General features: G+C 72.7%; 17 protein-coding genes. 8 read left to right on the top strand and 9 right to left on the bottom strand.

From position 1 onward, the window contains the following. Positions 1 to 36 precede the first annotated feature (36 nt). Together ACF1CT_RS27730 and ACF1CT_RS27725 are read right to left on the bottom strand one after the other, a co-directional pair. Positions 37 to 1,512, bottom strand: coding sequence for a hypothetical protein (locus ACF1CT_RS27730; protein WP_391786692.1), 1,476 nt, complete (start codon positions 1,510 to 1,512; stop codon positions 37 to 39). Positions 1,513 to 1,715: 203 nt separating this feature from the next. Further along, complete coding sequence (locus ACF1CT_RS27725) at positions 1,716 to 3,098, bottom strand: transcriptional regulator (protein ID WP_391786691.1); 1,383 nt, start codon at positions 3,096 to 3,098, stop codon at positions 1,716 to 1,718. A 345-nt stretch (positions 3,099 to 3,443) separates the two neighbouring features. Between ACF1CT_RS27725 and ACF1CT_RS27720 the strand changes: the two genes are divergently transcribed. From ACF1CT_RS27720 to ACF1CT_RS27710, 3 genes are read left to right on the top strand one after another with little or no spacing between them, the layout of a single operon-like run. Next, positions 3,444 to 4,151, top strand: a complete 708-nt coding sequence (locus ACF1CT_RS27720; RefSeq protein ID WP_391786754.1) for a bifunctional DNA primase/polymerase — start codon at positions 3,444 to 3,446, stop codon at positions 4,149 to 4,151. Positions 4,152 to 4,188: 37 nt separating this feature from the next. Further along, the gene (locus tag ACF1CT_RS27715; protein ID WP_391786690.1) at positions 4,189 to 5,040 is read left to right on the top strand and encodes an ABC transporter ATP-binding protein; all 852 of its coding nucleotides are present in this window, start codon (positions 4,189 to 4,191) and stop codon (positions 5,038 to 5,040) included. Further along, the gene (locus ACF1CT_RS27710) at positions 5,037 to 6,689 is read left to right on the top strand and encodes a transporter (protein ID WP_391786689.1); all 1,653 of its coding nucleotides are present in this window, start codon (positions 5,037 to 5,039) and stop codon (positions 6,687 to 6,689) included. The genes ACF1CT_RS27715 and ACF1CT_RS27710 overlap by 4 nt, the downstream gene beginning before the upstream one ends. A 139-nt stretch (positions 6,690 to 6,828) precedes the next feature. Here the strand turns inward: ACF1CT_RS27710 and ACF1CT_RS27705 are convergent, their stop codons facing one another. Further along, positions 6,829 to 7,722, bottom strand: a complete 894-nt coding sequence (locus tag ACF1CT_RS27705) for an alpha/beta fold hydrolase (RefSeq protein ID WP_391786753.1) — start codon at positions 7,720 to 7,722, stop codon at positions 6,829 to 6,831. 868 nt (positions 7,723 to 8,590) lie between these two features. Beyond that, positions 8,591 to 9,283 (bottom strand): metal-dependent transcriptional regulator, encoded by a 693-nt coding sequence (locus ACF1CT_RS27700; RefSeq protein ID WP_391786688.1) that lies wholly within the window; start codon positions 9,281 to 9,283, stop codon positions 8,591 to 8,593. Positions 9,284 to 9,500: 217 nt separating this feature from the next. On the opposite strand from ACF1CT_RS27700, the gene ACF1CT_RS27695 reads away from it, so the two are divergent. After that, entirely contained in the window at positions 9,501 to 10,262 is a 762-nt protein-coding gene (locus ACF1CT_RS27695; protein ID WP_391786687.1) for an SIS domain-containing protein, read from the top strand. Positions 10,263 to 10,629: 367 nt separating this feature from the next. Here ACF1CT_RS27695 and pdxH read toward each other — a convergent pair whose 3' ends face one another. After that, positions 10,630 to 11,274: a pyridoxamine 5'-phosphate oxidase gene (gene pdxH / locus ACF1CT_RS27690; protein ID WP_391786752.1), complete on the bottom strand. Its 645-nt coding sequence runs from the start codon at positions 11,272 to 11,274 to the stop codon at positions 10,630 to 10,632. 244 nt (positions 11,275 to 11,518) lie between these two features. Here pdxH and ACF1CT_RS27685 point away from each other — a divergent pair, with 244 nt between their 5' ends. After that, the gene (locus ACF1CT_RS27685; protein ID WP_391786686.1) at positions 11,519 to 12,628 is read left to right on the top strand and encodes a citrate synthase 2; all 1,110 of its coding nucleotides are present in this window, start codon (positions 11,519 to 11,521) and stop codon (positions 12,626 to 12,628) included. 168 nt (positions 12,629 to 12,796) lie between these two features. On the opposite strand, the gene ACF1CT_RS27680 is transcribed toward ACF1CT_RS27685, so the two are convergent. Continuing rightward, entirely contained in the window at positions 12,797 to 14,455 is a 1,659-nt protein-coding gene (locus ACF1CT_RS27680) for an alpha/beta hydrolase (protein ID WP_391786685.1), read from the bottom strand. Further along, positions 14,452 to 15,690 (bottom strand): serine hydrolase domain-containing protein, encoded by a 1,239-nt coding sequence (locus ACF1CT_RS27675; protein WP_391786684.1) that lies wholly within the window; start codon positions 15,688 to 15,690, stop codon positions 14,452 to 14,454. The genes ACF1CT_RS27680 and ACF1CT_RS27675 overlap by 4 nt, the downstream gene beginning before the upstream one ends. A 345-nt stretch (positions 15,691 to 16,035) precedes the next feature. On the opposite strand from ACF1CT_RS27675, the gene ACF1CT_RS27670 reads away from it, so the two are divergent. From ACF1CT_RS27670 to ACF1CT_RS27660, 3 genes are read left to right on the top strand one after another with little or no spacing between them, the layout of a single operon-like run. Further along, on the top strand, positions 16,036 to 16,485 hold the full coding sequence (locus ACF1CT_RS27670; protein WP_391786683.1) for a hypothetical protein: 450 nt from the start codon (positions 16,036 to 16,038) through the stop codon (positions 16,483 to 16,485). 58 nt (positions 16,486 to 16,543) lie between these two features. Beyond that, on the top strand, positions 16,544 to 17,203 hold the full coding sequence (locus ACF1CT_RS27665) for an RNA polymerase sigma factor (RefSeq protein WP_391786682.1): 660 nt from the start codon (positions 16,544 to 16,546) through the stop codon (positions 17,201 to 17,203). After that, a complete protein-coding gene (locus ACF1CT_RS27660; protein ID WP_391786681.1) occupies positions 17,200 to 17,907 on the top strand; it encodes a hypothetical protein in 708 nt (235 codons plus the stop codon). The genes ACF1CT_RS27665 and ACF1CT_RS27660 overlap by 4 nt, the downstream gene beginning before the upstream one ends. A 61-nt stretch (positions 17,908 to 17,968) precedes the next feature. Here ACF1CT_RS27660 and ACF1CT_RS27655 read toward each other — a convergent pair whose 3' ends face one another. Next, positions 17,969 to 18,577, bottom strand: a complete 609-nt coding sequence (locus tag ACF1CT_RS27655; RefSeq protein WP_391786680.1) for a TetR/AcrR family transcriptional regulator — start codon at positions 18,575 to 18,577, stop codon at positions 17,969 to 17,971. Continuing rightward, positions 18,565 to 19,305, bottom strand: coding sequence for an enoyl-CoA hydratase family protein (locus ACF1CT_RS27650; RefSeq protein ID WP_391786679.1), 741 nt, complete (start codon positions 19,303 to 19,305; stop codon positions 18,565 to 18,567). Before ACF1CT_RS27650 ends, ACF1CT_RS27655 begins: the two co-directional genes overlap by 13 nt. Positions 19,306 to 19,392 lie beyond the last annotated feature (87 nt).

Below are 19,392 nucleotides of genomic sequence, written 5' to 3'. Positions count from 1 at the left end.
GCGGCGAGGGGCGGGGAGTGGCCCCCGCCCCGGGCGTCAGAGGTCGACCGCGGTCCGCCGGGTCAGCTCCCACTTCGACGCGATCACGTTCCACAGCCGTGCCGCCTGCTGCTTCTCCTTGCTCGCCTCGCCGCTGCGCGCGGTGGCCTGCTGCGTCTCGGTGGTCGTGCGGGCCTTGCCGTGCTTGCAGACCTTCTTGTTGTTCTTGGCCTGCCCGGCCCACGCGGCGTAGTGGTCGTCGGCCGAGGCGGACGCCTGCCACGCCTTGGTCAGGGCGGTGGTCAGCTGCTGGTGGTCCGGCAGCTTGTCGACGCTCAGCCCCTGGAGCCGGGTCACCAGATCACGGCGCTGCCGGGCGGCGTCCTTGAGATCGGTCACCGCCTGGTCCAGGTCCTTGCAGTTCTTGGTCTTCTCCACGGCGTCGATGACCGCGGCACGGCTGTTGTTGCTGTCCGCCAGCAGCTTGTCCAGCGCCTCGGCCTGCGGCTTCGCCGGGTCCTCCGGGGCCTGCTGGGAGGGCTCCCCGGCCGGTGAACTCGCGGCCGCCACCGGCTGCTTGTTGTCGGCGTCCTTGTTGTCGCCGCCGCTCATGAGCGCTCCCGCGCCGAGCCCCACGACCGCGCAGCCCGCCACGACCGCCGCGATGAGCGTGACGTGCGGGCGCTTCCGGGTCCGTCCGCCCCGCCCCTGCGGTTCCTCGTCCACCGGCTGGTACGCGGGCCGCGCCGACGGCGGTGCCGGTGGAGCCTGCTGGGCTCCCGGGTACTGCTGCGCGGGCGGGGCGAGCCCGGGCATCTGCTGGGTGGCACCGGCCGACTCGTCGTGGCGGAACAGGTTGTCGAACTCGGCGGGCGGCTGACGGTCGCCGGGGTCACCGGGACCGACGCCGTACGGGGCGCCGCCGGGGACCGGAGGGATGTACTGGGTCGCCTCGGCATCACCGCCGTACGCGGGCGGCTGCTGCGGCGGGTACGGCTGCTGGTGCTGCGGCTGCTGGTGCCCGTACGGCGGCGGCCCGCCGTGGCCCAGGTACTGGGTGGCCCCCGCGGCGCTCTCCGGCGGCAGTCCGCCCGGCGCCGGTCCGGAGGGCACCGGTCCGGAGGGCACCGGTGCGATGTACTGCGTGGCGTCCGCGTCGCCGCCCCCGCCGGGCGCCGCCTCGGGAGGCAGCGGCTGCGCGTACGGCGACGGATGCTGCGGCTGGTGCTGTGCCGGGGGCAGCGGCTGGTGCTGCGCGGGCGGTTGGGGCTGCCCGTACCCGTGCGACTGCGGAAGCTGCCCGTACGGGTCCTGTCCCGGAACCGGCGGCTGCGGATGCGAGGGGGCACCCCGGTCCGGTCCCTGGGGCCCCCAGGGCTGACCCCACGGCTGACCGCCCGCCGGGGCGGCCTGGTCCGCGGGCCCCCCGGGTATCCAGGGCTCGCCGCCACCTGCGGGCAGCACGACACCTTCGTGCGGGGGCTGTGCGGCGGGAAGCCGCCGCTCGTCACCCTGTCCGCCGCTCTGCGTCACCGGGACTCCTACGTGTGAACCTACGGAACCGTCGGCTCACGCTATCGGGTGGTCGCCGCCGCACGCCAAGCGTGTGGGCTCACTCACCACCCCTTCACAGGAGCTGTAACGCCCGGCGCTCCCACGACGCAGTTAAGGGTCGAACGGATGGGACGGAAGGGGCCGCCGGACGGCACGAACCGGTCCACCGGACGGAAATCGGGTCAGGCCGCCTGGAGTTCCAGCCGGGCGCCGAACTCCCGGACCGCCGCCTCGTCCCCGTAGGGCACCAGCCGCTGTTGCAGATCGTCGAGATACTCCACGCCCCTGCTGGAACGCACCGTCCCCAGCAGCTCCATCGCGCGGGTGCCGGTGTGGCAGGCGAGTTCCACCTCGCGCATCTGGACCTGGGCGGTGGCGAGGAGCACCAGACCGATGCCGCGGCGGCGGGCCCGGGACTCCGGGTGCCCGTCCAGGGACTCCTTGGCCCGGCGCGCGGCGGCCTCCGCCTCGCCGAGGTCGCGGTGGCAGTGCGCCAACTCGTCGGCGAGATAGGCGTGATCGAAGTGGGCGATCCAGTCGGGGTCGTCCCCGGTGTCGGGTTTCGCCTGCTCCATCGCCGCCGACGCCCGGCCCACCACGGCCTGGCAGGTGCGGGCGTCGCCGAGCAGGGCATGGCCGCGCGCCTCCGCCGCGTAGAACATCGCCTGTGCCCGCGGGGTGACACAGCCGCGCGCGCCCTCCTGCGCGGCCCGCGCCAACTGGGCGATCTCCCGCGGGTTGCCGAGCTGCGCGGCGAGATGGCTCATCGACGCGGCAAGCACATAGCCGCCGTACGCCCGGTCGCCCGCCGCCTGGGCCAGTCGCAGTGCCTGGATGTAGTACCGCTGGGCGAGCCCGGGCTGGCCCGTGTCGACCGCCATGTAGCCGCCGAGTTCGGTGAGCCGGGCGACGGCGGCGAACAACTGCCGCCCCACCGGCTCCCGGTAGGCACCCGAGAGCAGCCCGGACACCACGCTGTTCAGGTAGTGCACGAGGACCGGCCGCACGTGCCCGCTGCCGAACCGGTGGTCGAGGTCGACGAGCGCGGACGTCATCGCCCGCACCGCCTCCACGTCCGACATCCCGACCCGGGCCCCGGCGGCCCGCGCCACCTGCGGATCGGCGCCGGTGATCAGCCAGTCGCGGCTGGGCTCGACAAGGGCCGAGGAGGCGACCGCCGAACCCGACAGGAAGTCGCGGCGCCCGACGTCGCTGCGCCACAGCTCACAGACCTGCTCGATCGCGCCGATCACGGTCGGGGCGAACTGGAGGCCGACGCCGGACGCCAGATTCTTGCCGTTGGCCATGCCGATCTCGTCGATCGTGACCGTACGGCCGAGCTTGCGGCCGAGCGCCTCGGCGATGATTCCCGGTGCCCTGCCGCGCGGTTGCTGTCCGCGCAGCCAACGGGCCACGGAGGTCTTGTCGTACCGCAGGTCGAGCCCGCGCTCCGCGCCGACCATGTTGACGCGACGGGCGAGGCCGGCGTTGGAACATCCGGCTTCCTGAATGAGTGCCTGGAGCCGTTCGTTCGGCTGGCGGGCGACGAGAGGCCTGGCTGCCATGTTTCCCCCTGGGCCGCAGTGATCGATGAGCGGATCACTGCCCGTCGATTGCACGGAAAATGCGCACATTCATCGTGTTCGTCACGTCCGTCGTGTTCCTTGCCATTCCTGTCGGCATATGACAGAGGCCGACCGTTCCGGGGTCACTCGTACATGGCTACCGCGCCCGCCCGTGAGCCGCCCAGTGCGCGCCCCCGCCGATGCCTCCATGCGCCCCGCATGCCGATTCGGTACGCCGTGGACGCACCCGCCGCCCCGTAACCCCGCATTGCGGCGGCAGTTGTGCTGGGCGTGGAAGAGCCCATCGGAGTCGAAGAACGCGTCGGAGTCCGGCAACGGACGGGGATCGGGACGGGGAACGGGGCCGGGACCGGGACCGGGGTGCCCGGCGTCGCCGCGCAGGGCGCGAAGGTTCCCGTGCAGCGGGGCGAGCAACTGCTCGACGCGGCGGTGCGGTACGCCGAGGAACGGCACTGGGACGTCTGCCCCGGCACCTGGCTGGAGGCGGTGGACGGCACCGAGCGCTGCTCGTGCGGCGACACCGGCTGCGCCTCCCCCGGCGCCCACCCCACCGCACCGGACTGGGCGGGCCAGGCCACCGGCAGCGGCGCCGCGGCCCGCCGGATGTGGACCGAGCAGCCGAAGGCGTCGATCCTGCTGCCGACCGGCCGCGCCTTCGACGCGATCGACGTACCGGAATCCGCCGGCTTCCTCGCCCTGGCCCGGATGGAACGGATGAACCTGCCGCTCGGGCCCGTCACGCGCACCCCGGACCGGCGGATGTTCTTCTTCGTCCTGACGGGCGCGGCGGCCAGGACGCAGGAGCTGGTGCGGAAGCTGGGCTGGCGGGCCGCCGCGATCGACCTCGTCGGCCACGGCGACGGCCACTGCGTGACCGCCCCGCCGACCCGGATCGGTGGACGCGGCGCGGTCCAGTGGGCCCGTCGGCCCACCGCCGCCAACCGGTGGTTGCCGGGCGTGGAAGAGGTGATCAGCCCGCTCGCCTACGCCTGCGCGCGCGAGACGGCAGACGCCCGGGCCCGCCTTTCGTAAGCTGGCCCTGCAAACGGGGTCAACGAAAGGCAAAAAGATGCAGGACCGGACAGAGACCGACAGAAACGTCCGGCCGGGGGATTCGGAAGCGGCGGGCGCGGCGGCGGGTGCAATGCCGACGGCGCCACCCGCCGTTCGCGTCCAGGGGCTGTGGAAGCGGTTCGGGGAGCAGACCGCCGTCGCCGGGATCGACCTGGAGCTGCCCGCGGGCAAGTTCATCGGCCTCGTCGGACCGAACGGTGCGGGCAAGACCACCACGCTGTCGATGGTCACCGGGCTGCTCCGCCCCGACGGGGGAAGCATAGAGATCAGCGGCCACGACGTGTGGCGCGACCCGGTCGAGGTGAAGTCCAGGATCGGTGTGCTGCCGGAGGGTCTGCGGCTCTTCGAGCGCCTCTCGGGGCGCGAACTCCTCGCCTACACCGGCCGGCTGCGCGGGCTGCCGGGCGCCGAGGTCGACAAGCGGGCCACCCAGCTCCTCGACGTACTCGGCCTGGCGGGCTCCCAGCACAAACTGGTCGTCGACTACTCGACCGGCATGCGGAAGAAGATCGGACTGGCCGCGGCACTGCTGCACAACCCCGAAGTGCTCTTCCTGGACGAGCCGTTCGAGGGCGTCGACCCGGTGTCGGCGCAGACCATCCGCGAAGTCCTGGTCCGCTACACCGACTCGGGCGCGACCGTCGTCTTCTCCAGTCATGTGATGGAACTCGTGGAGTCCCTCTGCGACTGGGTGGCCGTCATGGCCGCCGGCCGGATCAGGGCCCAGGGCACCCTGGACGAGGTGCGCGGCGACGCGTCGTCGTTGCAGAACGCCTTCCTCGAACTGGTCGGCGCGGGCGCCCGGACCGCCGGCGAGTCCCTGGACTGGCTGGGCGGCGACCGATGAGCGTGCTCGACACCCCTGCGGGAACCGCACCCGCGCGGGCCGCCGCCGGCGGGCGGGCCGATCTCGTTCCCGTCTTCGTACAGCTCAAGCTGGCCCTGCTGCGCAACGGGCTGCGCCAGTCGGCCGGCCGACGCGCCGCGTACATCACCTCCATCGTCTTCGCCCTGCTGTTCGCCGCGGGTCAGCTGCTCGCGCTGATCATGCTGCGCGGCTATGCCCACGTGGATTCCGTCGTCGTCCTGACGGCCGGGTTGCTGGCGGTCGGCTGGGCGGTGATGCCGCTGTTCTTCGCCGCCGGTGACGAGACGCTCGACCCGAGCCGTCTGGTGATGCTGCCGTTGCGCCCGCGCCCGCTGATCACGGCGCTGCTGGTCTCGTCGCTGATCGGGATCGGTCCGCTGTTCACGCTGTGCCTGGTGGCCGGTTCGGTGTTCGCCGTGGCGTACGGGGCGGCCGGTGCGGTCTTCGCCGTGATCGCCGCGCCGCTCACGCTGCTGTTGTGCGTGACCCTGGCCCGTGCCGTGGCCACCGCCAACACCCGGCTGCTGACCTCGCGCAAGGGCCGCGATCTCGCGGTACTGAGCGGGCTCGTGATCGCGGTGGGCTTCCAGGTGGTCAACTTCGGTGCGCAGCGGCTGAGCCAGGCGGGCGGGATGTCCGCGCTCGAACCGGTGGCGGACGTGGTGCGCTGGCTGCCGCCCGCCTCGGCGATCGGGTCCGTGGACTCGGCGTCGCGCGGCGCCTACGGGGAGGCGGCCGTGCAGTTGCTGCTGTCCCTGATCGCGCTCGTCCTGCTGCTGTGGCTGTGGCAGCGCAGTCTGGTGAAGCTGATGACGTCCCCGGACGGCTCGACCGTGGCCGCCGCCGCGCCGGCCCGCGACAAGGCGGCCCGGGAGGGCTCGGGGCTCGCCAGGCTGCTGCCCGCCGGGCGCACCGGGACGGTGATGGAACGCAGTCTGCGGTACGTCGCACGCGATCCGAAGACCAAGGCCGCCTGGGTCACGGCGCTGGCGGTCGGGCTGATCGTGCCGGTCTTCAACGCCCTGCAGGGTGTGGGCACGGTCTACTTCGCCTGCTTCGCCGCCGGGATGCTCGGCGTCCAGATGTACAACCAGTTCGGGCAGGACACCTCGGCGTTCTGGATGGTGGCGCAGACCATCTCCACCGCTCGGGACGCCTATGTCGAACTGCGGGCGCGGGCCTTCGCGCTGGCGCTGATCACGGTGCCGTTCACGGCACTGACGACGGTGGTGACGGCGGCGCTGGCCGACGACTGGATCGCGCTGCCGGGCGGGCTGGCGGTGTCGTTCGCCCTGCTGGGCGCGATGCTGGCGACGGGCGCGGTGGCGTCGGCGACGTTCCCGTACTCGATCCCGCAGGAGGGGGCGTTCAAGAACGTGGCGCCCGGACAGGCCGGGCTCGCCTGGATCTCGATCTTCGGCGGCATGATCTCGGGGATGGTGCTCAGCGCACCCGTGATCGCGACGACGGTCTGGCTGAGCCTCACGGACCGGCACGAGTGGCTGTGGGCGCTGCTGCCCGTGGGGGCGGTGTACGGGGTGCTGATCGCCTGGGCCGGGCTGCGGGTCGCCGCTCCCCGGACGGCGAACCGGCTGCCGGAGATCCTGGCGGCGGTCAGCAAGGGCTGAGAGGCTGCCGGGTGGGAGGTCACCCGGCAGCCTCTGAGCGCCGTCCGCGGGGCGCCGTCGGTTCCGCGCCGAGGGGCGCCGTCCGTGCTTCGGTCTCCCGTGGGACCCGTTCCCTTGCGGAACGGGTCCCACGGGCCGTTCACCGGGAGACGGGCTCCCGGTCCTCATGGGCCTTTTCGGCGAACTGCTCCAGGAACGGCTGGACGGCGGCCCGCCAGCCCTCCGGCTGGTCGTAGTGGACGAGGTGACCGGCGTCGGCCACCTCCGCGTACTGGCCGCGCGGAAGGACACGGACCATCTCCTGGGCCTCCGCCCGGCCCAGGACGCCGTCGATGCCGCGGAGCACCAGGGCCGGACACCGCACCTGGGCCAGCTCCTCCCAGTGCGCGTCGAACACCCAGGTCGCGCGGGACCGGAGCATCTGGCGGCGGGAGAAGACGGGGCGCCAGCCGTCGGTCCGTTCGGCCATCACCTCGGCGAAGAAGTCGCCGCGGGCCGGGTTGGGCCGCTCCACCCGGGGATCGTCCTCGCCGAACCACTTCCGTACGTCGGAGAGCGTCGCGAACGGTACCGGCCAGGACGCGAACCACTCCTCCCACTCCCGTTGCGTGGCCGCGCCGAGCGCGGAGGCCCGCATGTCGCAGATGACCAGGGCCCGGACCAGGTCGGGGCGCTTGGCCGCGAGCTGCCAGGCGGTGAGCGCTCCCATCGCGTGCCCGACGAGGGTCACGGGGGCGAGGCCGAGCTGCTCGATCGCCGCCTCCACGTCGGCCACGTAGGCGTCCCGGGTGTACGGGCCCTCGGCGGGCTTCTCGCTGCGGCCGTGTCCTCGCTGGTCGAGGCCGACCGCGCGGTACCGCTCGGCGAGCCAGCGGATGGTGGGGGCCCAGTGCGAGGCCCGGCCCATCAGGCCGTGGAGCAGTAAGACACCGGGAGGCCGCTCGCCCTCCGCGCGGCCCTTGGGCGGGTCCGCGAATTCCCAGGCCGCCAGGCGTACGCCGTCGGTCCCGGTCACGTCGATGCGCCGCACCATAGGTTCTGGCACCCCCTTCTGGTCCTCGATCACCGCTCGATCCCGCTCGATCACCGTGCGGTCGCGCCACGTCAGACTATCGAACATTTATTCGAAAACTGGGCTCCGCCATCCAACACCCCTCGTTCGAGTGACCGGCAGGAAGGATTGGCGGCGGCGACGAAGGGGAGACCTTCCCCGGGAGGCGGGCCACTCGGGGATGAGGGCCCGTGGGGACCGACCTTGAGAGCTCGGGGCTCCGGGTCGGAACAGGGGAGGACAGGCCCCGGCGCCCATCGGTGCCGGGGCCCTCCCCGTTCGAGAACTGTTCGGAAACCGCTCGGAATCCATCCGACGGCCCGTGACGGGAAACCCGTACCCGGAAGCCCCGCATCCCCCGGGAGCGCTCCCATCGGACGCGTGTCGACGTGCGACGACGAGGAGACGAGGGATCGTGGGCGCGGACGAGGGAACGAGGCACCGGGGGCACGCCGGATGACCGGATGTGCCGGTGCGACGGGTACATGTGCCCGCTCCCTCCCCGACCGCGCGGCCGAGTGGCCGGCACTCTCAGGTATGCCTGCGCCACAGCCTGGCACGTGACCCGTCCGAGCGCTGCGGTTCGGAGCGGAAAAACATGAAGCGGATTTCGCGCTTCGGCGCCGTGGCGGCGCACGGCCCGGCAGCGCCCTGCCGACGCTCCCCGGCGACCGCCCGGCGCGACGGCCGCCGGGCGTCACACGTAACCGGGAACACGAAACCGGGAATCAGCGCGAGAGCCGTCGGCCCGCGCCCGCCGACGACCGGCCGCCGCCTCCCGGCCGTCAACCGGGGAAGCGGCGACCGGCGGAAACGACGACCGGCGGAAACGGCGACGGAGCCGAACGTCTCAGCGCTTGCCGACGAACACGTGCGAGGCGACCTCCGAGTTCAGCTCCGCCGCCTCACCGCTGCTGCCGACCAGCACCCCGCCGGGCGACTGGGTCACGCTGACCACGGAACCCGGCTGCACGCCCGCCCGCCGCAGTGTGTACATCAGCTGGGCGTCCGTCTGGATCGGCTCACCGATCCGGCGCACGACCACCGTCTTGCCCTCCGCGCCCGGATCGAGCTCCGACAGGCTGACCATGCCCTCGTCGAGGAACGGATCGGCCTCGGTCTTCTCGCCCAGCTCCTCCAGACCCGGGATCGGGTTCCCGTACGGGGACTCCGTGGGGTGGCGCAGCAGCTCCAGGACCCGCCGCTCCACCGCCTCGCTCATGACGTGCTCCCACCGGCACGCCTCGGCGTGCACCTGCTCCCACTCCAGGCCGATGACGTCGACGAGGAGGCATTCGGCGAGCCGGTGCTTGCGCATGACACGGGTCGCCAGACGGCGTCCCTCCCCGGTGAGCTCCAGATGGCGGTCGCCCGCCACCTGGACCAGGCCGTCGCGCTCCATCCGCGCCACCGTCTGGCTGACCGTCGGACCGCTCTGGTCCAGCCGTTCGGCGATCCGGGCGCGCATGGGCACCACGCCTTCCTCCTCAAGTTCGAGGATGGTGCGGAGATACATCTCCGTGGTGTCGATCAGTCCGGACATTCGTGCCCCTCGGTGCTGTGACAGAAAACGTCGTGCGCTGGCCCTGAACCAATTCTGACGCATACCGCCGACAACCGTGCCGGGCCGGGCCAATACCGTGCGGCGAAGCGACGGGGCCGGTATTGACAGGTCAGTGGTCCAGACCGCAACGTGATCCGCGGCACGGTCACCTCACGGTCACCGCCCGGACATCTCTCCCGCCGAAAGGGCCTCCTCGATGAGCGACAGCAAGCTGGCCGGTCAGTTCTTCGACGCAGCGATCGGCCTGCTGGAACGCGTACGCGACGAGGAGTCCGGCAACATCGCGGCCGCCGGTGCCGCGATCGCCGACACCGTCGCCGCGGGCGGCAGACTCTTCGCCTTCGGCGCGGGGCACTCCTCGCTGCCCGCGCAGGACGTCGTCTACCGGGCGGGCGGGCTCGCCCTGATGAACCTGCTGGCAGTGCCGGGAACGCTCGGCGTCGATGTCATGCCGGCGACCCTCGGTTCGGCGCTGGAGCGGGTCGACGGGCTGGCGGGCGCGGTGCTCGACTCCAGCCCCGCCCGGTCGGGCGACCTCCTCGTGATCATCTCGCTCTCCGGACGCAACGCGCTCCCGGTGGAGATGGCGATGAACGCGCGAGCCCTCGGTCTGAAGGTCATCGGCGTCACCTCGGTGGCATACACGGAGGGCACCCGGTCCCGGCACTCCTCGGGCGGCTTCCTCCGGGACCACTGCGACATCGTGCTCGACAGCAAGATCGCCATCGGCGACGCCGAACTGACCGTCGAGGGCATCGAGGCCCCGTTCGCACCCGCGTCGACCGTGGTGACCAGTGCGGTGATGCAGGCGATGATGGCCGCCGCGGCGGAACGGCTGGTGGAGCGCGGGGTCGAGCCGCCCATGCTGCGGTCCGGCAACGTCGACGGCGGCCACGAGTGGAACGGGCGAGTCATGACGGAGTACCGGGACCGCATCTTCTACCGCCACGGGGCGTGACGGGAAAGGCCCGCGCCACGGCCGACGCAGCCCGCGAAATAAATGGGTTGAGCCGTCGGCGTCGGGGTTCCTAAGCTGTGGGCAGCGAAGAAAGGAGGTGTTCCGGAAGTGATTTCTTCTCGGACTCGTGAGGTGGCTGCGGGCTGACGCCCGTTTGCCGCGCTCTTTGCAGTGCAGGCCGGTCATCGGCCAATTCCAAGCAGTCACCGACCCGCAGGCTCGCCGGTAAGTCCGGCCGGCTCCTCCGTGAGGAGGGACCAGAGCCTGCGGGTTTCTGCGTGTACGGGGCGTGTACGGGGCGCGCCGGACCCGGACCCGGACCGGGTCCGCGCCGGGGCCGGACCGGATCCGTGCCGGGGCCGGACCGCTACGGGCACAGGCGCTCGACGCGCCAGCCGTGTCCCTCGCCGTTGCCGTTGCCCTCGCGCACGTACCTCAGGCGGTCGTGCATCCGGTTCTCATGGCCCTGCCAGAACTCGATCGTGTCGGGGGCGACGCGGAATCCGCCCCAGTGCGGGGGAACCGGCACGTGGGTGCCCTCGGGGTAGCGGGCGGCGAGCTCCTCGTAGCGTGCGGTCAGCTCGGCGCGGGACCCGATCACACGGGACTGGGCACTCGCCCAGGCGCCGAGCTGGGAGCCGTGCGGGCGGGTGCGGAAGTACGCCACGGTCTCCTCACGGGCGACGCGGGACGCGGTGCCGTTGACGATGACCTGGCGTGCCATGGGGTGCCAGGGGAAGAGCAGCGAGACGCGGGGGTTGGCGGCGAGTTCGCCGCCCTTGCGGGACTCGTAGTTCGTGAAGAAGACGAAGCCCCGCTCGTCGTACTTCTTCAGCAGCACCGTGCGCGAGGACGGCCGGCCCTCCGGGGTGGCCGTGGAGACCACCATGGCGTTGGGCTCGTACAGCAGCCCTCCCGCGGCGACCTGCCGGAACCAGCGGGCGAACTGCTGCATCGGGTCGGCGGCCAGCGTGTCCTCGGCGATGACCTCGGAACGGTACTGCTCGCGCATCGCGGCCGGATCGGTGGTGGAATCGGAAGGAGAGTCTGCGGTGGGCACGGGGGTCATCCTGCCGCAGCGCCCCACCGCGCCCGGCACGCAGGGGCATGCGGGAGCACGAGATGGGGCATCTGTCCGTCATCGGTGAATCGGGAAGCCGTGCCGGATGTCACGCTTCCCCGAGTCGTGGGATCTCGCCAATATCGTGAGGCAGGCCATTGTGGCCCGCGCACAGCCGTCGACCGAGGGAGCCGCCATGTCCGACTTCGTACCGGGACTAGAGGGAGTCGTCGCCTTCGAGACGGAGATCGCCGAACCGGACAAGGCCGGCGGATCGCTGCGCTACCGCGGTGTCGACATCGAGGACCTGGTCGGTCACGTGTCGTTCGGAAACGTCTGGGGACTGTTGGTCGACGGGGCGTTCAGCCCCGGTCTGCCGCCGGCCGAGCCGTTCCCGATCCCGGTGCACTCCGGTGACATCCGGGTCGACGTGCAGGCCGCGCTGGCGATGCTCGCTCCCGTCTGGGGGCTGCGACCGCTGCTCGACATCGACGCGGAGACGGCGCGCGACGACCTGGCGCGGGCCGCCGTGATGGCGCTGTCGTACGTCGCCCAGTCGGCGCGCGGGCAGGGCCTGCCGATGGTCCCGCAGAGCGAGATCGACAAGGCGGGTTCCGTGGTCGAACGGTTCATGATCCGCTGGCGCGGCGAGCCGGACCCCCGGCACGTCAAGGCCGTCGACGCGTACTGGACGTCGGCCGCCGAGCACGGCATGAACGCCTCCACGTTCACCGCCCGGGTCATCGCGTCGACCGGTGCGGACGTGGCGGCCGCGCTGTCCGGCGCGGTGGGCGCGATGTCGGGGCCGCTGCACGGCGGTGCCCCGTCCCGGGTCCTCGGCATGATCGAGGAGATCGAGCGGACCGGGGACGCCACCGCGTACGTGAAGCAGGCCCTGGACCGGGGCGAGCGGCTGATGGGCTTCGGGCACCGGGTCTACCGGGCGGAGGACCCGCGGGCGCGGGTGCTGCGGCGCACCGCCGAGGAGTTGGGCGCGCCGCGCTTCGAGGTGGCGCAGGCGCTGGAGAAGGCAGCGCTGGCGGAGTTGCACGCGCGGCGCCCGGACCGGGTGCTGGCGACGAACGTGGAGTTCTGGGCGGCGATCGTGCTGGACTTCGCGGAGGTTCCGGCGCACATGTTCACGTCGATGTTCACCTGCGCGCGCACGGCGGGCTGGTCGGCACACGTCCTGGAGCAGAAGCGGACGGGTCGCCTGGTGCGGCCGACGGCGCGGTACGTGGGGCCCGGGCCGCGCGATCCGCGCGCGATCGAGGGGTACGAGCAGCTCGCGGATCTGGGGAACTGAGCACCGGCCCCGGCATCGTGAGTTCTCGTGGCCGGTGGGCAGGTGGCCGGGTGTGGTGGGTTGGTGGGTTGGTGGGTTGGTGGGTTGGTGCGGTGGGCGGTTGCGGACATGAGGCGGTGCGACGGGGCCGTGTCGGCCGCGCCGCACCGGTTCACGCCGGCCTCCGCGTCAGCCCTGTCGGCCGGTCCGCTTGACGCAGGTCCGGTCGTTCGCGGGCAGCCTGCCGGTGGCCAGGTAGCGGTTGACCTGGTCGTCGACGCAGGTGTTGCCGTACTCGCCGTACAGTGCGTGCCGGTTGGCGCCCTCAAGGGTGATCAGCTTTGAGCTCGGCAGCTGGCCGTGCAGCTTGAGGGTGCTGCGGTAGGTGGTGCGCGGGTCGCCGGTGGCGCCCACGATCAGGGCCGGGGCGTCGTGGCTCACCCGGGTCGGTTCCTCGCGGGGCCGGTCCCAGAAGGCGCACGGCAGGATGTTGTCGGTGAGGGGGCCGAACAGCGGGTGGGCGGCACGGTCGCGCTCGATGTCCCGCCAGTAGGTCTCGGGGTCGCGGGGCGCGGCCCTGTCCCCGCAGAGGATCGCGGTCTGCACGCTGCCCACCTGCGAACCCTCGTCGGTCAGCACGGCCCGCAGCGCCCCGGCGAAACCGGGTGACAGCCGGGTGGAGTGCCCCTTCGCGGCCTCGGACAGCACGGAGACCACCTCGCCGAACTCCGACCGCGTCGCGTCGGTGTCGTCCGAGAGCATCATGAAGGCGAGCAGCGGTATGTGGGAATCGTCGAGCCGGAACGTATCGGCCCCGGTGCCGACGGTCAGCGGCCGGCGGGCGGCGGCCCCGGCGACGCGGTCGACGGTGGCGAGGACCTGGGCGCGGGTGCGGCCGAGGTGGTAGGTGCCGTGCCGGGCGGCGGCCCAGTCGGCCCAGTCGGCGAGCGCCCGCTCGTTCTCGCGCAACGAGTCCCGCATCAGCAGGGGCCCGTAGTCGTCCGGGGCGATCGCCCCGTCGAGCACCATCCGGTCGTAGCGGCCGGGGAACATCTGGCTGTAGACCGTGCCCAGATAGGTACCGTACGAGTAGCCCAGGTAGGAGATCTTCCGTTCGCCGAGCGTGCCCCGGATGACGTCCATGTCACGGGCGGTGTTGCGGGTGGTGACGTGCGGCAGCACGGACGCGTTGGTGGCCCGGCACTTGTCGGCGAGGCCCTTCTGGAAGGCGACCTGGCGGTCGAAGCCCGCCCTGCCGGGGCCGGCCGAGCGGAAGAACATGCCGGTGGGCCAGCCGCAGTCCAGCGGTGTGCTGCGGCCGACGAAGCGCGGGTCGAAGCCGACGATGTCGTAGCGCGCGCCGACGCCCTTCATCGCCTCGCGGATGTGCGGCGGGGATTCGACGGCGGTGCCGCCGGGCCCGCCGTTGTTGAGCAGGATCGCGCCGATGCGGTGGCGGGTGTCGGTGGCCCTCAGCCGGGACATGGCGACGGTGATGGTGCGTCCGCCGGGGTCGGCGTAGTCGAGCGGCACGGTGACGTCCGCGCACTGGACGCCGGCCTTGTCCAGGTCCTGGCCGGTCGTGTCGTCGGGCCCCGTGACGCAACTGCCCCAGGTCAGGTGCTGGCGGTAGTACCGGTCGAGTCCGGCCCCGGGGCCGGAGCCGGGCCCGGGTCGTGGGGCCTGACCGGACAGCCCGGCCGCGGTTGTCGCCGGTGCCACCGCAGGTGCGGGGCCCGTCATGGGGGCCGTGCCGGACGCGGCCATGGCGGGCGAGGCGGTGATGCAGGCGGCGAGGGCGAGGCCGGCCGCCGAGGCGCGGCGCACGGTCCTGGTCGAGGGGGTCACGCGGTCTCCTTGGGCTGGGCGGTGCGGGTGGTGCGACCGTTACGGGTGGGGTGGTCGGTGGGGGCGGCGGGGCAGAGGGCGGTGTCCACGGCGGCGAGGAAGTCGTCCTCGGCCCGGAGACTGTCGGGCACCTTGGTGAGGGCGAGGGAGACGCCGCCACGGGGACCGATCGCGCCCAGTGCGCGGTGCCCGCCGGGCACCGTCCCGCCGTGGCCCCACCACATGCCGCCGCACTTCAGCGGGGAGGCGATCAGACCGAGCCCGTACCGGGCACCGGGCCACAGCCGCTCCGGGTCCGCGGGAACCGTGCGTTTCATCTCGGCGAGCCAGCGCGCGGAGACCAGCTTCCCGCCGAACAGGCCGCTGAAGAACCGGTTCACGTCGGCGGGCGTGGAGATCAGGGCGCCGCCCGCGCCGCCGACGGTGAGGTTCCACTCGGTGCCGTCGGCGGGTGGTGTGCCCTCCGGCAGGGCGGGGTCGGGGAAGTAACTCTGCGAGTGCGCGCCCCGGATGCCGGTGCGGTCGCCGGGCCAGTACGTGTCGCGCAGGCCGAGCGGCCGGATGACGCGGCGGTCCACCTCCGCCTCGATGCCGTGTCCGGTGACCTTCTCGACGATGAGTCCGGCGATGACGTAGTTGGTGGTCGAGTAGGACCACGCGGTGTCGGGGTGCGGCAGGGTGAGTGCGGTCGCGACGAGTTCCCGGGGCTCGAAGTGGCGCATCCGCCACTCGTTCACCGGGCGGGCTGCGACGGCCTCGACGTGATCGGGGAGCCCGCTGGTGTGCTGGAGCAGTTGCCGCACGGTGATCCGGCGACCGTCGTAGCCGTTGCCCCGGATCAGCCCGGGCAGGTAGCGCTCGACGGGGGCGTCAAGGCCGATCCGGCCCTCGGCGGCGAGTTGCACGACGACGGTGGCGGTGAAGGTCTTGGTGACGCTGCCGATCCGCAGCCGGTCGGCGGCGCGCATCGGCCGGCCGGTGTCCAGGTCGGCGACGCCGCGTGCCACCGTCCACCGGCCGCAGTCCCGTCCGGTGACCTCCGCGGCCACTCCGGGGATGCCGTCCCCGGTGACGAGGGTGTCCAGCCGGTCGGCGAGTGCGCCCCGCGCCGTGTCGCAGCCGTCGGTCGGGGACGGGCGATGCGCCGCCCCCGCCGCGTCGGCGGCCGGAACGGCGACGGCCAGCAGGGCCGAGGCCGCGGCCAGCACCGTCGCGGTCCTGGCCGCACGGCTCATTGCAGGCGGGAGTCTGTCGGCTCTGCTCTTTCCGTTTCTCACACACCCAGACGCTAGGGGCACGAGGACCCGCACTCACTCCGGCTGCCACCCCAACCTCCCTGGTGCCAGCCCTACTTGTGGACGAGGCGGCACGCCGTGACACCTGACGGGGCCGGGGAGCGCCCGGGGCGGCAGCCGCCGCACACGTCACGGAGAGAACTCCCGGCCCGACCCGCAACCTCGGCGGGGGTCGCACGTCTATCCCCATGGAGGCAGCGGTACGGCCGACGGAACCGGGAGGCCGGACCGGACGCCGCCGCACCACGCGATGTTCCGCACGAGCACCTCAGGGAGATCCTCACCATGCAGAAGCGCTTCTCGTTCCGGTCCGCCGCCCTCGCGTCCTCGGTGGTCGCCGCGTCGGTCCTGCTGTCCGTCGCCGCCCCGGCGGCCGTCGCGGGAACGCCGGCGCCCCGGCCCGATGCCACGCACCCGGCGAAGGACAAGAGGACGGCCCCGTGCGACGGGACGGCGTCCTTCCGACTGTTCGACAGTCCTCGGTCCAACAAGGCCACGCGGCGCTCCTCCCAGGTTCGGCAAAGGTATGAGTACCGGCGGCTGCTGTACCCCACCGTGCTCGGCGAACGTCTCCGTTTCAGGTCGGTGCCGTTGGTCCGGTCCGGTCCCCCGGACGTCCGGGACCAGATGCTGATCTATTTCATCGACCCCTGCGAACGGCTTGCCGAGCCCCGGCAGGACACCCCCGCGCACGTTCCGTCGACCGGCCCGGAGCGGAGCAGAAGGACCCGTTGACGCCCCTGCCGATCGGCTCCGCCGGCACAACCCGTGTGGTTCCGGAGGTTCCACCACGATGACCCAGTCGCTCGCATCGCCGTTCCCGTTGCCCGGGGCGCCCTGGTGGCGCGTGCTGTTCGCGTTGTCGCCGGACCGCGCGGCGACGCCCGCGCGCCCGCTGTTCGGGGTGCGGGGTGACCGGGGCCGACGGCAGGACCCGCCCCGGCCGACGATCACCGGGTTGTACCAGGCGCACCGTCTGCCGATGGTGCGCCTGGCGGTGCTTCTGGTCGACGACCAGCAATCCGCCGAGGACGTGGTGCAGGACGCGTTCATCGCGCTCTACAGGCGGCACGGCGACCGTCTGGACCATGTGGACAACGCGCTCGCCTATCTGCGTACGTCGGTGGTGAACAGGGCCCGTTCGGTGCTGCGGCGCCGCAGGACGGCTCGCGCGTACGTACCGCCGCACGAGGCCGACGCCGCGTCGGCCGAGGACCACGTGCTGCTGGGCGACGAACACCGCAGGGTGCTCGACGCGTTGCGGCAGCTAACCACCCGTCAGCGCGAGGTGCTGGTGCTGCGGTACTGGTCGGACCTGAGCGAGGCGGAGATAGCCGAGACCCTGGGTCTGTCCCGGGGCGCGGTGAAGTCCACGGCGAGCCGCGCCCTGGACGCCCTGGAACGGCTCATGAGGGCACAGGAACAGGGCGGGGAGGAGGAGGGAAGCGAATGAACGTGTCCGATCCGCACGACGACGGCTCCGTCCCCACACGGACGGAGGATCTGCTCGTACGCGCCCTCGCGGCCCGCGCCGAACAGATCACGGGCCACTCGCTGCGGCCCGGCGAGCCTCCCCCGGCCGCCCGGGCCGGCCGGGGGCGTGGGCGGCTCGTCCTGGCCCTCGCGGCGGGGGTGACGGTGGTGGCACTGGTCGGCGGAGTCACCACGACCCTTGCCGACCGCGACGGCCGGTCGGACGACACGGCCTCCCCCACCGCCGGTGCGTCCGCGCCTCCCCCGCCGGACGGGGACGTCCCCGGCACGAGCCGGCTGGTGAGGGTGGCCTACGGTCCGCAGGACACCAGGTTCACCCTGCGGACCGGGGGAACGAGACGCGTCTTCGATGCCATGGTCACCAACAACATCGGCCGGACGGTCTTTGCCCGGGACGTCCTCACCATCACGCCCGAGGGCGGGGGCCTGCGCACCGGGGACATCAGCCTGTCCGTGTACCGGGCCGGCGCGTGGCAGCCGATCGGCAGGACCGACGGCACCGTCTACACGGCCGAGCTGGCCCGGGGCTCCCTCGCCGACGGCGCGGAACGCCACCATCGCTTCCGTCTCGGACTGAACTCCGCCTTCCCGTCCGACGTCGGCGTCCTGCGCGTCTCCTTCATGAGCAACGGCGGGCGCGAGGCGCTGGCCCCGTCCCGTTGACGGGCACGTCGGCGCCCCGGGACCGCGCGCACCATGGCCGCGGTCCCTTCCCGACCGGAGTTCACCCGGCAGGCTTTTGGCCCAGTGCCTCGTCCAGCAGGGCCGCCCACTGCGCCACGACCCTCCGGCGGCGGGCGGTGTCGTCGGTGAGGACGTTGGCCAGGCCCAGGCCGCGGGCCATGTCGAGGAAGCCCTGAACGGTCTCGCGGACGCCGGGGCGGGTCTCGTCGGCGGCGAGGAGTTCGACGGCGATGCGGTGGGTCTCCCGGCCGACGCGGGCTTCGAGTTCGGTGACCCGGGGGCGGAGCTGTTCCTCGTTGGACGCGGCGACCCAGAGCTGGAGCGCGGCCCGGAACAGTGGTCCGGTGTAGAGGTCGACGAGGGCGGCGACGACGTCCGTGCGGCCCTGGACGGGCAGGGCGCGCAGGGCGGCGGAACGTTCCTCGGCGACGTACTCGACGGCCGCGGTGAACAGGTCCTCGCGGGTCGGGAAGTGGTGCTGGGCCGCGCCGCGCGAGACACCGGCGCGTTCGGCGACGACGGAGACCGTGGAGCCCGCCCAGCCGTGTTCGGCGAGGCAGGCGACCGCCGCTTCGAGGAGCCGCCGACGGGTGGCACGGCTGCGGTCCTGCTTGGGCGTGCGGTCGGTGGGCGGTGTCACAGCACCCATGCGGGGTCCCGTCGTTCGAGGAAGGCCGTCATCCCCTCCCGGGCCTCGGCGGAGGCGAAGAGCGCTGCGGAACGGGCGACGAGGTCTTCGGCGTGGGTGTCGAAACTCCGCAGCACACTAGCCGTGACCAGCTCCTTCGACGCGGCCAGCCCCTGCGGTGAGGCCCTGCGCAACCCGTCGAGCACGGGGGCGAGTGCCTCGTCGACCCCCTTCTCCGCGGCGATCGTGACGAGTCCGATGCGGGTGGCCTCGGCGGCGTCGAAGCGTTCACCGGTGAGGTAGTAGCGGGCGGCGGCGCGCGGGTCGGTGCGGGGCAGCAGCGCCAGCGAGATGACGGCGGGGGCGAGGCCGAGCCGGGACTCGGTGAGGGCGAACGAGGAGTCCGGTCCGGCGGCGGAGATGTCGCAGGCGCCCAGCAGTCCGAGACCGCCCGCCCGGACGTGCCCGTCGACCCGGGCGACGACGGGCTTGGGCAGGGCGACGATCTGCCGCATCAGCGCGACGAGGGCCGTCGGTTCGGGCGGCGCGGTCAGGTCGGCGCCCGCGCAGAAGGTGTTGCCGGTGTGGGTGAGGACGACGGCCCGGGTCGCCTCGTCGGCGGCGCACGCGTCCAGTGCGGCGGACAACTCACCGACGAGGGCGGCGGAGAGCGCGTTGCGGTTGGTTGGGGAGTCCAGGGTGAGGGTGGTGATGCCCCGGTCGTGGACGGGGGCGGCGAGCTGGCTCATGCGCTTGCTCCTTTGCTCTGCCGGGCGGGTCACCGAGCGTGACAGCAGAGAACAGAACAATCAAGCGTGCCTGCATGTTTTCGACGC

Origin of the sequence: Streptomyces sp. NPDC014734, assembly GCF_043083325.1 — a bacterium.
Lineage (GTDB): Bacteria > Actinomycetota > Actinomycetes > Streptomycetales > Streptomycetaceae > Streptomyces.
This window is presented reverse-complemented; position numbering and strand designations above follow the sequence as displayed.

Excerpts from the sequence above, each read along its gene's own strand:
- pdxH (WP_391786752.1), bottom strand. The coding sequence starts at position 11,274 with ATGCGCGAGCAGTACCGTTCCGAGGTCATCGCCGAGGACACGCTGGCC.
- ACF1CT_RS27650 (WP_391786679.1), bottom strand. The coding sequence starts at position 19,305 with ATGAGCCAGCTCGCCGCCCCCGTCCACGACCGGGGCATCACCACCCTC.
- ACF1CT_RS27675 (WP_391786684.1), bottom strand. The coding sequence starts at position 15,690 with ATGAGCCGTGCGGCCAGGACCGCGACGGTGCTGGCCGCGGCCTCGGCC.
- ACF1CT_RS27655 (WP_391786680.1), bottom strand. The coding sequence starts at position 18,577 with ATGGGTGCTGTGACACCGCCCACCGACCGCACGCCCAAGCAGGACCGC.
- ACF1CT_RS27710 (WP_391786689.1), top strand. The coding sequence starts at position 5,037 with ATGAGCGTGCTCGACACCCCTGCGGGAACCGCACCCGCGCGGGCCGCC.
- ACF1CT_RS27660 (WP_391786681.1), top strand. The coding sequence starts at position 17,200 with ATGAACGTGTCCGATCCGCACGACGACGGCTCCGTCCCCACACGGACG.
- ACF1CT_RS27685 (WP_391786686.1), top strand. The coding sequence starts at position 11,519 with ATGTCCGACTTCGTACCGGGACTAGAGGGAGTCGTCGCCTTCGAGACG.
- ACF1CT_RS27695 (WP_391786687.1), top strand. The coding sequence starts at position 9,501 with ATGAGCGACAGCAAGCTGGCCGGTCAGTTCTTCGACGCAGCGATCGGC.
- ACF1CT_RS27705 (WP_391786753.1), bottom strand. The coding sequence starts at position 7,722 with ATGGTGCGGCGCATCGACGTGACCGGGACCGACGGCGTACGCCTGGCG.
- ACF1CT_RS27700 (WP_391786688.1), bottom strand. The coding sequence starts at position 9,283 with ATGTCCGGACTGATCGACACCACGGAGATGTATCTCCGCACCATCCTC.
- ACF1CT_RS27715 (WP_391786690.1), top strand. The coding sequence starts at position 4,189 with ATGCAGGACCGGACAGAGACCGACAGAAACGTCCGGCCGGGGGATTCG.
- ACF1CT_RS27670 (WP_391786683.1), top strand. The coding sequence starts at position 16,036 with ATGCAGAAGCGCTTCTCGTTCCGGTCCGCCGCCCTCGCGTCCTCGGTG.
- ACF1CT_RS27665 (WP_391786682.1), top strand. The coding sequence starts at position 16,544 with ATGACCCAGTCGCTCGCATCGCCGTTCCCGTTGCCCGGGGCGCCCTGG.
- ACF1CT_RS27725 (WP_391786691.1), bottom strand. The coding sequence starts at position 3,098 with ATGGCAGCCAGGCCTCTCGTCGCCCGCCAGCCGAACGAACGGCTCCAG.